Raw genomic sequence first — 13,735 nt, 5'->3', positions numbered from 1 at the left:
ACTATTTCCTTTTTAGTCTCTTATAAATTTCAAGCTCTCTACTAGTTAATACATTAGAATAACCGGAGTCAAAAAAACTTTTTAAATTCATATTTTTTAACATAGCATAGCATCTTGCAGAATAACTTTTGGCTCTTGCTTTGGCAACTCTAGCAATACCGGCTATTGATCTTAGCGGCTTGGTTATGCGCCAAGACCTGCTATTTTTCATATCATTTATCTCTTGCTGAGTGGAGATAATTTTACTTTCAAATTCATTATATATTTGCCTAGTATAATTTCTTAAAGAATTAGAATAAACATGAGATATTTGATCCAAATTTATGCCGTAAGTCTCCAAAAAAGCATTATCAAATAGCTTTATACTATCGCCATCTTTTTGAGCTATAATCGCATAATCAGGGCTTACTTTTTCAAACACATCAAAAAGATCCATTGAGTTTTGACTTTGATCTATCTCTTTTTCATTTAATCTTAATATAAAATTTCTTTTAAATCCGTGATACTCGGTAGCAAAAGCAAGAAGTTGGCACGGGATGGGATTTTTATGTGTTGCATCAAGATAAAACCATTGAGTTGAAACCATTATATTTTCAGGATTCGGCGTCTCAAGAATTAAAATTCCGCATGGAGTTAAGACTCTCATAGCTTCTTTGCAAATTTCAAGCACATCATCAAATTCTATGTGCTCCACAACTTGAAAAGCACTAATAATATCCACACTATTATCTTCAAGAGATTTTAATTTCGAAATAGCATCGCTTTTTTCTACGTCAAATCCCTTGCTTAAAGATAGCTCGACCATATCATCATCTATATCTATACCTTTTGCTTTAAAGCCATTCTCTAAAAGCAAATCAAGCCATTCGCCTCTTCCACAACCTATATCAAGCGCATTAACTTCATTTTTTATATCCTTTAAAGGAGTAATAAATTTAAGATACTTTTTTTGTCTACTTTTTATAAGATCTTCATCTCCTCTAAATTTATTTTCAAAAGCCAGATAAAATCCCTTGTTCATATATTTTCCCTTATCAACACATTTGAATTTAGCCTGCAAATTCCTACAAAATCACGTTTATTCGCATTGACAACTTCAAATTTATATACATTATCTATCCAGTGATAACACTTGTCCATATGTGTTTCGCCTGCATGCAAAGCTACAGTTACCGTATATAAACCCGCTCCTATATTAAGATCAGTATTAAAATCTACAATGTATCTTTTGCCGGCTTGAGAATCAAAATTTAACCCTAACATCTTTGTATTGGCGCCATAAATATCTTGTCCAAATTTGTCTTTTATCAAAATTCCAAGAGAGATATCATTTAAGGTTTTATTAGCCATTACTTCTATCTGAAATTTAACTTTATCTCCCGATGTTGCCACCGATATCTCTTTATCTTGTTTTTTCATGCTAAATTTAACTATTTCAACCTCTTTACCACCATAATCCTTGTGATAACTCTTTACTTCATTATCGTCTTGCGATGCTTGAGATATAAGATAATTATACTTATCCATAACATCTTGAGGGTTGCCTTCCTCAACTATTTCTCCCGATTTTAAAAGTATAATGCGATCGCAAAGTAACTTCAACGAATTTAGATCGTGCGAAACAAAAATAATGCTTTTACCAAACTCTTTTACCTCTTTTAGCTTCTTAATGCATTTTTGAGAAAAGTGCGCATCACCTACGGAAAGTGCTTCATCTATTATAAAAGTTTGAGCATTTGAAAAGATCGCAATAGAAAAAGCAAGTCGCACGACCATACCAGATGAATATGTACTAATCGGCAAATCTATGAAATCATTCAATTCACTAAAATCTATAATGTTTTGCAAATTTTCATCTATATACTCTTTACTCATTCCAAGCAAGTAGCCGTTAAAATAGATGTTTTCGACTCCATTTAAATCATAATTAAAACCTGTACCAAGCTCTAATATCGCAGCAATGGAACCTGATTTTGTAACAGTGCCTGAAGTCTGAGCCAAAACTCCGCTTATAATTTTAAGAAGAGTCGATTTACCAGCTCCATTCATACCTATGATACCAAGACTCTCGCCTGCGTGTAAATCAAAGCTAATGTCTAAATTTGCAAAAAATTTCTTATGTAGCTGCTTTTTGTGAAAAATTTCTTTCAGTCTATCTCGCTGGCGCTCATAAATTCTAAATTCTTTAGTCAAATGTTTGACACTTAAAACAACACTCACAGATTATCTCTTACGGAATCAATTAATTTTACATAAAAAAACACCCCTATAAAAAGTGATGCAAAGGCTATAATTACGGGCGCTACAAAATCGCCAAATTTTATACTATTAAATAAAAATATGTCCTGATACGGTTTTATAAAATAATAAAGCGGATTTATATACAGCAAAAATTCGGCTTTTTTCTCAAGCACATACGCAGGATATACTATAGGAGTCGCCCAAAATAGTAGCTGAAGCATTATGGGCGTAATCTCTTTTATATCTCTAAAAAATACCGAAAATACGGAAAATAAAAGCCCGAGCCCAAAAACAAAGATAGTCTGAAGTATCATAAGAGGAATAATCATCAATAAACTAAAATTTACCTCTTTAACAATCAATAAAAAAACAATGCCAATCATCATAGAAAACATAAAAATTATAAATTGTATAATAAGCGGACTTAGCTCAAACACATAAAGAGGAGTATTGATTTTCTTTAAAATTCCAGCCTTTGCAAACGGAACCTCCATCATTATACTTAAAGTATTGGAAAATGCCGAATAGGCAAAAATTCCGGGAATTAAATAGATACTATACGAATAAGCGTGGTTGCTCACACCAAGTCTTGCATTCATGAAGTCAGAAAAAATAACCGTATAAATAAACAGCATCACAATAGGTGAAACAATATACCAAATTTGACCCAAGCCTGTCTTTGCATAGCGGCTTTTAAAATCAAATTTTACTAGTTGATAGATGCTAATAATATCTTTTTTAAACAATCGTTGCAAACCATAATATAAATTTTTATTATTATATCCAAAAGAGATTAAATAAATATTACCCATTACTTTAAAAACTTAATCAATTTTTAAAAATTATAAAAACAGTTTTAAAGATAATCAAGATATCTTTGACAATTGAGACATTCTCTACATATCCCACATCCATTTCAACTCTCTCTTTAAATGAAATATCATTGCGTCCGCTAACTTGCCAAAGTCCTGTAAGTCCCGGCCTGACACTTGTTATTTTTACAATATTTTTACCTATTTTTTTCTTTTCCGATATCATATAAGGTCTAGGTCCAACCAAGCTCATATCCAGCTTTAAGATATTAAAAAGCTGAGGCAACTCATCAAGAGAAGTTTTTCTTATAAAATGCCCTACTCTTGTTATTCTAGGATCATTTTTGTATTTATGATATTTTTTATAATGCTCCACTTCATCAGGGTTTTCTTTAAGATATTTAATTAAAATTTCATTGCCGTGCTTACACATAGACCTAAATTTATAGCAATCAAAAGGCTTGCAAAACCTTCCTATACGCTTCTGTTTAAAAAATACGCTCTCGTTTGGGCGCGAAATTTTTATAGCCATAGCTACTACCACCATAATCACCGACCAAATAGGTAGAGTAATTAAAATAATACAATAATCAAAAACAACCTTAAGAGCTACTCTATCTCTTAGCCTCATTATTTTCGCCAACCCTTACCGTCTATAAATTTCTCATATTCGATTTGCACAAACTCTTTTATCTCTTTTTCAAATCTCTCTTTTGAGAATTTTTGAGCATGCCTATAAATAAAACTAAGATCAAATTTATCAAACTCTTTTTCAAATTTATCAATGGCTTTATTTAAGCTTTGAACACTTTGATTTTCAAAATAAACTCCACTAAGTCCATTTAAAACACTCTCTTTTGCTCCACCTTGACCATAGCAAATTACCGGAGTGCCGCAAGCTTGAGCCTCAACAGGAGCTATACCGAAGTCTTCAAGAGCACAAAATATAAAAGCACGCGCCCTACTAAGCATCTGAGATATCTTTTTATCGTCTAAAAAGCCTAAAATTTCAACATTCGGTTTTGCTATACTCTTTATCTTTGACATCTGAGGTCCATCGCCTATGACGACTAACTTTTTACCGTTTATATTAAAAGCCTCTACGATAATATCAATCTTTTTATAAGGAACAAGCCTTGAAACGGTAATATAAAAATCTTCCTTTTGATCTTTGAACTCAAATTTTGAAGTATCTACAGGCGGATAGATAACGTGAGCTTTTTTACCGTAAATTTTGTCAATTCTTCCTGCGACATAATGAGAATTTGCAATATAGCTATCAACTCTGTTTGCACACATCAAGTCCCAAATTCGAATTTTATGCAAAAAATATCTAAGAAGAAGCGACTTAAGTCCTCTTTTTGCATTATTTTCTTCAAGATAGCTAAAATACATATCCCACGCATACCTCATCGGAGTATGAATATAGCTTATATGAAACTGATTTTGATGGGTTAAAACTCCCTTTGCTACAGCATGAGAGCTTGAAAGAATAATATCATAATCCCTTAAATCAAACTGTTCTACAGCAAATGGGAAAAGTGGCAAATAGTTTCTAAATTTACTCTTTGTAAATGGCAAATTTTGTATAAAACTAGTTTTTGCACTCTTGCCTTTAAGAATTATCTCTCTATCTTTCGGTTCTAAAAAATCAACAAGAGCAAATATATCAAAATCATCCCATATATTTGTAAAGCTCTCTACGCACCTCTCCGCACCCGCATATACACTAAACCAATCATGCACCAAAGCTTTTTTCATGAAAATGCCTAGGACCTTTTATAATCGTCATTAAGCCTTACGATATCATCTTCACCCAAATATTCGCCTGTTTGAACTTCTATAATGATAAGATCTGAATTTTCTTGATTTTCAAGTCTATGAATTTGACCCTTTGTTATATAAGTTGATTCGTTTTGTTCAAGATAAAATTTCTTATCGTTTATCGTCACTAAAGCTCTGCCGCTAACAACTATCCAGTGCTCATTTCGCTTAAAGTGCTTTTGCAAACTTAGTCTTTTATTTGGATGAACTATTATCTTTTTTATCTTGTACCCAAAACTACTTTCAAGCACTTCATAGCTTCCCCAAGGACGAAAGACCTTAGTATGCGAATCGCAAATTTCGGGCATATATTTTTTAAAGTATCCATAGACCTCTTTTACTTTTTGACTGCTGCCTTTCTTTGCTACCATTAAGGCGTCTTTTGTATTTACGACGATTAAATCATTTGCGTCTATTAAAGCTGTAGGCTTATTTGTAATAACAAAATTGTTTTTAGAGTCAATCTCGAATAATTCTTTGGAATTTTCAATCTTCTTGCCAAGCTCGTCAAAACTTCCCACATCGCTCCATCCTGCATCAAGAGGAACCATCTTTATCTTTGTGCTTCTTTGCATAAGAGCATAATCAATACTAATATCTTCTATCTCATCCATTTTGATCGGGTTTATCTTAAGAACATTATCTTCACTCCAAGAGTCTTTAATCGCACTCTCTACGCTATTTACTATATTTGGAGCAAATTTCTTCATCTCCTCAAGAAAAACTCCGGCTTTAAAGCAAAACATACCGCTATTAAAATAATATCCGCCTTCTTTAATAAACTTAACCGCGTTTTCTAAATTCGGCTTTTCTACAAAACGTTCAACATCCCCGTTGCTTTTTGATTTTATATAACCATAACCGGTATTGGGCTCGCTCGGATTGATTCCAAATGTTACTAAAAATCCATCCTGAGCATACTCTTTGGCTTTGCCAAGAGATTTTTTATATTCCGCCTCATCTTGTATCATATGGTCACTCGGAGTAACCAATAAAATTTCTTCTTTGTCACAATTTAAGGCGGCAAAAGTTATAGCAGCAGCGGTATTTTTGCCAAACGGTTCAAGTATAAATTTATATATCTCTTTACCGCTACATTCGTCAAGAGCTAAAAAATAATGCTCTTCATTACAAACAATAATACTCTTTTCAAATTCAAAATTTCTCTTAAGAGTAAGACTGAAAAGAGATTCACCGTTAAAAATTTTAACAAACTGCTTTGGCATAAGAGTTCTTGAAAGCGGCCAAAGTCTAGTGCCGGATCCTCCACAAAGTATCACATTTACCATAAATTTACACCCTATTTTTTATATTTTCTACTAAGTTTAAAAAAGCATTTTGAAGTTTTGCAAGCGTTTGCTCATCCTTAGCTTCAAATCTAGTAACGATAACCGGAGTAGTATTTGAAGCGCGCACAAGTGCCCAACCGTTATCAAATCTAACGCGAACACCGTCTATATCGATAATTTCTTTTATCTCAGGAAGCTCTTGCAAGTTATCTTGAAGTCTGATTTTTAAATTTTCAATTATCTTAAATTTTTCACTCTCTGTCGTGTTAATCTTAATCTCGTCCGTGCTGTAAACCTTTGGAAGTTTATCAAGCTCCGCGTCTAAATTTATGCCCTTTTGTATAAGTTCAAGCACCCTAAACATGGCATACAAAGCGTCATCAAACCCAAAATATCGCTCTTTAAAAAATATATGACCACTAACTTCCGCTGCCATATCGATATTTAGCTCCTTCATCGCCTTTTTGATATTGCTATGACCGGTTTTGCCCATAAAGCTTTTGCCGCCGTTTTTATCAATCTCATCATACATATTTTGCGAGCATTTTACCTCTCCCAAAACGCGTGGGTTTTTCATGGCAAGCGAGTATAGATAGGCTAGCTCATCGCCTTTTATGTTGCGATTTTTAGTAAGCACGGCTATACGATCGCCGTCCCCGTCAAAGCCAAATCCTATCTCAAATTCGCTTCTTAAGGCCTCTTTGATATCTTTTAAATTTTTCTCTTCACTAGGATCTGGGTGATGATTTGGAAAATTTCCGTCAGGGTTTGGGTATAAAATTTCAGCATCTAAATTTAAACTCTTGCAAATTTCAGGAAGCACAGCCCCTACGGCTCCGTTTGCACAGTCCATTATGATTTTTAGCTTCATATTTTTTAAGTGGGCAAACTGATCTATGATAAATTTCTTATACTCGCTTGCGATATCGAATTTAACGGCTCTAAAATCATCTTTTATCTTCGTTTTAGCCTCTATCGTAGAGATAACATCATCTTTTAGCCTCTGAAGATCGGCGCCAAAATAGCTGTCCTTAAAAATAGTAATCTTAAATCCGTTATACTCTTTTGGATTATGAGAGCCGGTTATCATGATATTTGCGTCAAATTTGTCGTTAAACACACTAAAATAACCAACCGGAGTAGGAAGCAGTCCAATATCAAAAACTTCTATGCCAGCACCGTTTAATCCGCTAACAAGCCAGCCGAAAATTTCATCCGCGCTAAGTCTAGCATCATATCCCACGCTTACGTTTTTAGCGCCTCTTTTTAGCATTTCGCGACCTAAATTCAGACCTATTGCTTTTACGCTAGTTTCATTTAAATCCCTATCAAAAATACCGCGTATATCATACTCTCTAAAAATTTCTTCCAACATCAATCACTTCTCTTTAAAATATAATAAATTTAAAAAATTAAAGCCGATTATATCATCTTTTTATTAATTATCATTTAGCTATTAAGGCTATTTTCATACTCACAGCCTCTATCAAGTCGCAAGGATTGAGCCGCAACTGCTTACCTCTAACGCCTGCGCTTATATAAATGAAATTTTGCTTTAAAGCTCGTTCATCGATAAATGTATCAAAGGTCTTTTTCATACCTATCGGAGAGCAACCGCCCCTGATATAGCCTGTTATTTTCTCAAGATCTTTTAAATTTAAAAGCTCGCAACGTTTACGCCTGCTAGCTCTTGCCAAAGCTTTTAGATCCAAGCTTAAATCACCCTGTATACAAGCCACCACAAAGCCTCTTGGCTCACACTCGCACACTATCGTTTTATAAACTTGAGTTATATCGGCTCCACATTTTAAAGCTACGTTAACGGCGCTTAGATCACTCTCATCAACCTCATACTCAAACAGCTCATACTCTACACTCTTACCGTCCAAAATTCTTGCCGCATTAGTTTTATGTATCATATTTTCTCATTTTTTAAATTTTGTTATATAATTATACAAAAAAAGGAGTATTAATGGCTGAAGAGATGGAAGAAAAGCAAGCCAAAAAGGGAAATAGCTTCATTCTCATAATAATAATTATAGTTTTGGTATTGCTTTTAGTTATAGGAGGTCTTATCGCGTATCTTGTATTAAGCGGTAACGATCAACCAAACAGTATGCAAGACGGACAAACCCAAGGACAAATGGTTTCTAAAAACGCTTCTATCAAGCGCTCAACCGACTATATAAACATGGGTCCTGTCTATCCGATGGATCAATTTATCGTAAATTTGTTAAGCGACAGCGGGTCAAGATTTCTTAAAACAAAGGTCGAGCTGGAGCTAAACGCCGAGGCATTAACCCCTGAAATAGACAAGAAAAAACCCCTCATCAGAGATATAATAGTAAGGACGCTATCGTCTAAAACTTTTGAAGAAGTAAGCACGATAAAGGGCAAAGATCGCCTAAAAGATGAGATCGTAGATCGTATAAACGAAGTGCTTGCCGACGGTCATCTTAAAAATATCTACTTTACCGACTTTGTAGTTCAATGATAGGGATTGATATCGTTGCCATAGAGAGAATTTCAAGACTTAAGAAGCGTTACGGCGAAGCCTTTGCTAAACGCTTTTTAAATGAAAACGAGATGATTTTAGCAAAAACCGATGCGACTTTAGCAGGGTTTTACGCACTTAAAGAAGCCGTTAGTAAGGCTCTTGGTTGCGGTATCGGCGATGAATGTTCGTTTTTTGATATAGAAATTTATAAAACTGAAAAAAACGCACCAAAAATCAAACTTTCAGAGAAAATTAAATCTAATTTTAAAATCTCACAAGCAGATGCAAGCATAAGCCATGACGGGGGCTTTGCTATTGCGGCAGTTATATTAAAATGAACTCGCAAAATAGCTCAAAGCTCTTATACAGGCTTGATAGCAGAAATAAAACTACTTTATTTATAGCTTGCGCGCCCATACTCTTACTTCTTATATTTCCGACATCCTTTATGCTCTTTAACGATGGAGCGAAGCTTGTCATGGGAGCAGTTTTAGCTACAGTTTTGCTTTATAATCTTTTTGATAAGTTAAATTTCAGATATATTGAAATTTACGATGACAAAATTATCATTGCAAAGCTTTTAAAGGAGATAAGCTTAGCAAAAGATGAAGTTGTCTCATGTCACTTCAAAAGCCTTCCTTTTATGCCGTATAAAGTTGATATCATAGTCAAACAAGATGGAAATAAACGCAAATTTTACTCAATAGACGGATTAAATTTTAGCCAAAGCAAGCATATATGCTGGTTTGTTTTATCATCCGGTAGCGAGCATAAATTTAGCTTATAAAATTTTCAAGCACTCCGATACCCTCTATCTCGCAACGAACCACATCGCCGCTTTTTAGAAATTTAGGCGGTTCAAGACCCATACCGACTCCGCTTGGCGTGCCAAGAGATATTATAGTGCCCGCTTTTAGCGTCATAGCGCTACTTAACTCCTCTATCACGTATCTTTCGTTAAATATCATATTACAAGTGTTTGAATTCTGTCTAAGCTCGCCGTTTACATAGCATTTTATGGTCAAATTTGAGCTATCCAGTTCATCAGCCGTAATAACCGCAGGACCCATCGCGCAATGCGTATCAAGCGACTTGCCGAAATAAAACTGCTTATGGCGAATTTGCAAATCTCGCGCACTAAAATCATTTAATATCATATAGCCAAATATATAATCCTTCGCGTCTTTTGCGCTTACATTTTTAGCATCTTTTTTGATTATCAAAGCTAACTCAACTTCGTAATCAAGCTTTTGCGTTACGCTTTCGTGAGCTAAAATTTCGCCCCCATGTCCCACCGCCTCATTTACTCTTTTTGAGAAATAAACGGGATATTCGCGCTTACCGTCAAATTTTTCGCCTTTGAATTTTGCAGATTCGGCTGCGTGATCCATGTAGTTTATGCCAAGACAGATGATATCTTGACGAGGCGTTATGATAGGCGCAAGAAGCTTTGCCTCGCCAATCTTAAGCCCGCGTGCTTGAGCCTCAAAACCGCTTAAAAGCTCATAGTCTTTATCGCTTGCACGCTCTATAAAGTCATTTAAATCTTTAAATTTAAGCCCTATTTCATCAAAGCTTATGAGCCCGTTATCACTACTTACTATGCCCGTTTTTACACAGCCGTCAAAAAATGTTACAAATTTCATCTCATCCCTTTGTCAAATTCTATCATCTTAAACCTCTCGCCTAAAAATTCAGGGCTAGTTAAAAATTTAAACTGCTTTAAGAAGCTTTTGTAAGCACTATCTCCGCCGTTTTTAAGCACATATTCAAGCACCTCAGCGCCGCCAAAATCAACTATCGCTGCGGACTGTTTTTTAAACCCTTTGAAATCAAAACCGCAATCTTTAAATTCCTGCCTAACCTGAGCGAAATTCAGATCATAAGTTATGTCGCTTACTCCAAAAAACTCTTTTAAATTTCCAAGCTCAAACGGACTAAAAACTCTATGCTCTTTATAAATTCTAAGCGTTATATCGCTCCTAGATCCCATATCTCCGTAATCAAAAGTTATAAACTTAAGTTTGCGCGCCGAATTTGCAAGATTTTTTGCAAATTCGCTTAAGCCGGTTGTGATCTCGCCTTTAGTGATTTCAAATTTCTTGCAAGCTGTCAAAATTTCCTTATCCGCGCTATCCCAAAATAACTCATCATCCTTAACGTAAAGCATCTTATCGCCATCTACTACCTCGCAAGCAAAGCAGTCAAATAGCTCATTTGAGATGAAAAACGCCTCATCAAATTTACACTCCTTTAAATGCAAAAAATGATTTATGATAACCTCGTCGCCAAATTTTTGCTTTAAATTTTGAGTTTGAATTTTGCGCAAATTTGCGTGAGGCTCTATGATGTTAAATTTCAAAGTTTTTAAAATTTCAGGCTGAAAAGTAAAAATTCCGCTTATAAAATCGCCCATCATAGAGCCGTCGTTTGCGCCTATCTCAACGATATTTGCATTTGGTGAGAATTCGCCCTTTTTAAGCAAATTTAAAAAATGATAAGCAAGCGTAACCCCAAAGAGAGCTCCTACGCTAACGGATGTGTAAAAATCGCCCTTTTTGCCTATATTAACACCGTTTTTATAGTAGTTTTTATTTAGCCAATTATCAAAATACGAGCTAAATTTTATACTCACTTATAACCTTTGTAAGCCTTTTAAATCCCTCTTTGATCTCGCTTTTTTTGATATTTAAAGAGGGTAAAAACCTAAGCGTTTTTACTCCTGATTTTAATATCAAAACACGGTTTTTATTTGCCAAATTTATAAGCTTTGATATATCAATTTCATCTTTTAAGCTAAGTCCTAGCATTAGTCCAAGACCCTCTTTTTTATCAAAAATTTGAGGAAATTTAGAGCACAGGGCATCTAAATTTTCATTAAAAATTTCTATCGTTTCATCTAGCTTACCGCTTTTTTTGATCTTTTTAAGCTCGCTTAAAACGGCAAGTGCTGTGCTAGTAGCAAGAAAATTACCGCCAAAAGTAGATCCGTGATCCCCAGGAGCAAATACACTATGCCTGCAAGCGCAAGCACCGATAGGAACCCCTCCGCCAAGCCCTTTGGCAAAGGTAATGATATCAGGCTTTATACCGTAAAGCTTAGATGTAACAAACTCGCCCGTTCTATACACTCCGCACTGAACTTCATCTGTTATAAGAAGTAGTTTTTTCTCTTTTAAAACTTTTGCAAGGCGCTTTACTTCGCTATTATCAAGAGCGTTTATACCGCCCTCGCCTTGAACAAGCTCTATCATAACTGCAACGGTTTTTTCGTTTATATTTTCAATTATCTCGCCAATACTGCCGTAAAATTTAAAGCCATCGATATAAGGAGCGTAAATTTCAGGATGAAATTTATCCTGTCCGGTTAGCTTCAAAGTAGCTAGAGTTCTGCCGTGAAATGAATTTTTAAGAGTTATTATCTCAAATTTTTTCTCTTTAAAATTTGTCGCACCATACTTTCTGGCTAGCTTTATGGCGCACTCATTAGCCTCTGCACCGGAATTACAAAAGAAACTAAAAGCCTTAAATCCAAGCTCCTTTGATATCGCTTTAGCAAGCTTTTCTTGAGGCTTTATAGCGTATAAATTTGAGCTATGAAGTATCTTTTGACTCTGCTCTTTAATCGCTTTTACTATGCTTTTATTTGCATGACCAAGAGAATTTACGCCGATACCCGAAGCAAAATCTATATAATCTCGCCCCTTTTTATCAAAAAGCGTAGAGCCGTTTCCTCTTTCAAATCCAAAATCAAATCTCGCATAAGTGTCTAAAAGATACATTTCATCCTCCTTTAATCAAGCCTTGGCAGGTGCCAACCTCTATAATAGGCCAAAAGCCTAAAAACAATACCGAAAGCAAAAAGCCCCATTATCCACCATATATTAGTAAATCCAAAATGATGCATCACAAAATAGACCGCACCGACTACGATGCTAACGGTCGCGTAAAGACCCGTTTTTAAAAACCAAGGAACTTCGTTAAATAAAACATCACGCAAAATTCCCCCGCCTACGCCGTTGCAAAGCGCAAGCATAACAACTCCAAAGATATTATATCCATATTGCAAAGCAATTATCGCTCCGACGATAGAAAAGCTTACCAGATCCACGGCGTCTGTCGTTACAAAAAGGAATTTCTTCTCTATATCGCTACGCTTGTGAATCCTAAAAAGAGCGGAGAGAACAAGCATGGCTATAACTATAATGCAAGGCATGTAGTGAGTAAATGAGTATAGCGGTCTAGATACTATGGTATCTCTCATAAATCCTCCGCCAAGTGCCGTCAGTAGCGCTGAGACAAATATGCCAAGCCAGTCGCAATTTCTCTTAACCGCAAACAAAAACCCGCTAACCGCCGCAGATGCGATACCGATATATTCGGGTATTAAAAAAATTTGTAAATCGTCCATACAAGCTCTAAAGTTAAAATTTAAAGGCTATTTTACATCTTTAAGCTATAAATTTGGTTGAATTTTAACCCTTAAGCAGCTAATTTCATCGCCAAAAACGGTCTTTAAATTTAGCCAAAACAGCCAAAAATATCATATAAATTTCACCCTGACACCTGCTTAAAAATACTTGAAATTTATCTAGCCGTATCAAAAGGCGACTTTAAATTCCGTTGTGCCGTTACCGCTCTTACAGCTTATTTTAAATTTCAGCTCGTCGCAAAATTTCTTAACGATATTAAGCCCTATGCCAAATCCTCCGTTTGCCTCGTCAAATCTCGTGTAAAGATCAAATATATGAGGCAAATTCTCTTTTGATATTCCCTGTCCGCTATTTGTGATAACAAGAGCTTTTTTATCAAGCTTCACGCTTACATCTCCGCCTTCGTTTGAGTATTTCACGGCGTTGCTTAAGAGGTTATCAACTATCTTTCGCACCTTAAATTTTGAAGTTACAAGCGTGACATCCTTGATATCGGCGGTTAAATTTATGCCTTTTTGCTTTAAATTTAGTGAGAAAAACTCAAGCCTCTCGCTTACTATATGAGCTAAATTTACCTCTTCATTCTCTTCGTATTTTTTATTTAATCTTAAGATCGTAAGATCTTCGTATAAATTTGAT

Annotated in this window: 16 protein-coding genes; 3 read left to right on the top strand and 13 right to left on the bottom strand. The window is 35.2% G+C overall.

Features of this window, described 5'->3' with window-relative positions; all coding sequences use genetic code 11:
• Position 1 precedes the first annotated feature (1 nt).
• From CDOM15925_RS08350 to ybaK, 8 genes are all read right to left on the bottom strand, one after another.
• Complete coding sequence (locus CDOM15925_RS08350; protein ID WP_169942957.1) at positions 2–1,021, bottom strand: class I SAM-dependent methyltransferase; 1,020 nt, start codon at positions 1,019–1,021, stop codon at positions 2–4.
• Positions 1,018–2,220 carry an ABC transporter ATP-binding protein gene (locus tag CDOM15925_RS08345; protein ID WP_169942956.1) on the bottom strand — a complete coding sequence of 401 codons (1,203 nt, stop codon included), beginning with the start codon at positions 2,218–2,220 and terminating at the stop codon, positions 1,018–1,020. Before CDOM15925_RS08345 ends, CDOM15925_RS08350 begins: the two co-directional genes overlap by 4 nt.
• Positions 2,217–2,987, bottom strand: a complete 771-nt coding sequence (locus CDOM15925_RS08340) for an ABC transporter permease (protein WP_169942955.1) — start codon at positions 2,985–2,987, stop codon at positions 2,217–2,219. The genes CDOM15925_RS08345 and CDOM15925_RS08340 overlap by 4 nt, the downstream gene beginning before the upstream one ends.
• 82 nt (positions 2,988–3,069) lie before the next feature.
• Positions 3,070–3,696, bottom strand: coding sequence for a sugar transferase (locus CDOM15925_RS08335; RefSeq protein ID WP_169942954.1), 627 nt, complete (start codon positions 3,694–3,696; stop codon positions 3,070–3,072).
• Complete coding sequence (locus tag CDOM15925_RS08330) at positions 3,684–4,814, bottom strand: glycosyltransferase family 4 protein (protein WP_169942953.1); 1,131 nt, start codon at positions 4,812–4,814, stop codon at positions 3,684–3,686. The genes CDOM15925_RS08335 and CDOM15925_RS08330 overlap by 13 nt, the downstream gene beginning before the upstream one ends.
• Positions 4,815–4,822: 8 nt before the next feature.
• Positions 4,823–6,166 carry a mannose-1-phosphate guanylyltransferase/mannose-6-phosphate isomerase gene (locus CDOM15925_RS08325; protein WP_169942952.1) on the bottom strand — a complete coding sequence of 448 codons (1,344 nt, stop codon included), beginning with the start codon at positions 6,164–6,166 and terminating at the stop codon, positions 4,823–4,825.
• Positions 6,167–6,170: 4 nt separating this feature from the next.
• Entirely contained in the window at positions 6,171–7,541 is a 1,371-nt protein-coding gene (locus CDOM15925_RS08320; RefSeq protein WP_169942951.1) for a phosphomannomutase/phosphoglucomutase, read from the bottom strand.
• Between the two features lie 70 nt (positions 7,542–7,611).
• Entirely contained in the window at positions 7,612–8,085 is a 474-nt protein-coding gene (gene ybaK / locus CDOM15925_RS08315; RefSeq protein ID WP_169942950.1) for a Cys-tRNA(Pro) deacylase, read from the bottom strand.
• 53 nt (positions 8,086–8,138) lie between these two features.
• On the opposite strand from ybaK, the gene fliL reads away from it, so the two are divergent.
• Genes fliL through CDOM15925_RS08300 form a run of 3 tightly spaced genes read left to right on the top strand, consistent with a single transcriptional unit; the run spans position 8,139 to position 9,450 of the window.
• Positions 8,139–8,660: a flagellar basal body-associated protein FliL gene (gene fliL, locus CDOM15925_RS08310; protein WP_169942949.1), complete on the top strand. Its 522-nt coding sequence runs from the start codon at positions 8,139–8,141 to the stop codon at positions 8,658–8,660.
• On the top strand, positions 8,657–9,001 hold the full coding sequence (acpS, locus tag CDOM15925_RS08305) for a holo-ACP synthase (protein WP_169942948.1): 345 nt from the start codon (positions 8,657–8,659) through the stop codon (positions 8,999–9,001). Before fliL ends, acpS begins: the two co-directional genes overlap by 4 nt.
• A complete protein-coding gene (locus CDOM15925_RS08300) occupies positions 8,998–9,450 on the top strand; it encodes a hypothetical protein (protein WP_169942947.1) in 453 nt (150 codons plus the stop codon). Before acpS ends, CDOM15925_RS08300 begins: the two co-directional genes overlap by 4 nt.
• Here the strand turns inward: CDOM15925_RS08300 and CDOM15925_RS08295 are convergent.
• The 5 genes from CDOM15925_RS08295 to CDOM15925_RS08275 all read right to left on the bottom strand — a co-directional run.
• Positions 9,440–10,309, bottom strand: coding sequence for a fumarylacetoacetate hydrolase family protein (locus tag CDOM15925_RS08295; protein ID WP_169942946.1), 870 nt, complete (start codon positions 10,307–10,309; stop codon positions 9,440–9,442). The genes CDOM15925_RS08300 and CDOM15925_RS08295 overlap by 11 nt on opposite strands.
• Positions 10,306–11,298: an SAM-dependent methyltransferase gene (locus CDOM15925_RS08290; protein ID WP_349644344.1), complete on the bottom strand. Its 993-nt coding sequence runs from the start codon at positions 11,296–11,298 to the stop codon at positions 10,306–10,308. Before CDOM15925_RS08290 ends, CDOM15925_RS08295 begins: the two co-directional genes overlap by 4 nt.
• Entirely contained in the window at positions 11,282–12,445 is a 1,164-nt protein-coding gene (locus tag CDOM15925_RS08285) for an acetylornithine transaminase (protein ID WP_169942945.1), read from the bottom strand. The genes CDOM15925_RS08290 and CDOM15925_RS08285 overlap by 17 nt, the downstream gene beginning before the upstream one ends.
• An 11-nt stretch (positions 12,446–12,456) precedes the next feature.
• On the bottom strand, positions 12,457–13,074 hold the full coding sequence (locus CDOM15925_RS08280) for a trimeric intracellular cation channel family protein (protein ID WP_169942944.1): 618 nt from the start codon (positions 13,072–13,074) through the stop codon (positions 12,457–12,459).
• A gap of 189 nt (positions 13,075–13,263) precedes the next feature.
• Positions 13,264–13,735, bottom strand: a 472-nt coding sequence (locus CDOM15925_RS08275; RefSeq protein ID WP_169942943.1) for a sensor histidine kinase, incomplete at its 5' end; no start/stop codon positions are given.

This window comes from Campylobacter sp. RM15925, from assembly GCF_012978775.1.
In the GTDB taxonomy this organism is placed as follows: domain Bacteria; phylum Campylobacterota; class Campylobacteria; order Campylobacterales; family Campylobacteraceae; genus Campylobacter_A; species Campylobacter_A canis.
The sequence above is the reverse complement of the archived record's forward strand: the minus strand, read 5'-3'. Positions and strand labels throughout refer to the sequence as shown.

Coding starts and splice junctions, on each gene's coding strand:
- acpS (WP_169942948.1), top strand. CDS start 8,657: ATGATAGGGATTGATATCGTTGCCATAGAGAGAATTTCAAGACTTAAG.
- CDOM15925_RS08325 (WP_169942952.1), bottom strand. CDS start 6,166: ATGGTAAATGTGATACTTTGTGGAGGATCCGGCACTAGACTTTGGCCG.
- CDOM15925_RS08295 (WP_169942946.1), bottom strand. CDS start 10,309: ATGAAATTTGTAACATTTTTTGACGGCTGTGTAAAAACGGGCATAGTA.
- fliL (WP_169942949.1), top strand. CDS start 8,139: ATGGCTGAAGAGATGGAAGAAAAGCAAGCCAAAAAGGGAAATAGCTTC.
- CDOM15925_RS08280 (WP_169942944.1), bottom strand. CDS start 13,074: ATGGACGATTTACAAATTTTTTTAATACCCGAATATATCGGTATCGCA.
- CDOM15925_RS08350 (WP_169942957.1), bottom strand. CDS start 1,021: ATGAACAAGGGATTTTATCTGGCTTTTGAAAATAAATTTAGAGGAGAT.
- CDOM15925_RS08330 (WP_169942953.1), bottom strand. CDS start 4,814: ATGAAAAAAGCTTTGGTGCATGATTGGTTTAGTGTATATGCGGGTGCG.
- CDOM15925_RS08320 (WP_169942951.1), bottom strand. CDS start 7,541: ATGTTGGAAGAAATTTTTAGAGAGTATGATATACGCGGTATTTTTGAT.
- ybaK (WP_169942950.1), bottom strand. CDS start 8,085: ATGATACATAAAACTAATGCGGCAAGAATTTTGGACGGTAAGAGTGTA.
- CDOM15925_RS08285 (WP_169942945.1), bottom strand. CDS start 12,445: ATGTATCTTTTAGACACTTATGCGAGATTTGATTTTGGATTTGAAAGA.
- CDOM15925_RS08300 (WP_169942947.1), top strand. CDS start 8,998: ATGAACTCGCAAAATAGCTCAAAGCTCTTATACAGGCTTGATAGCAGA.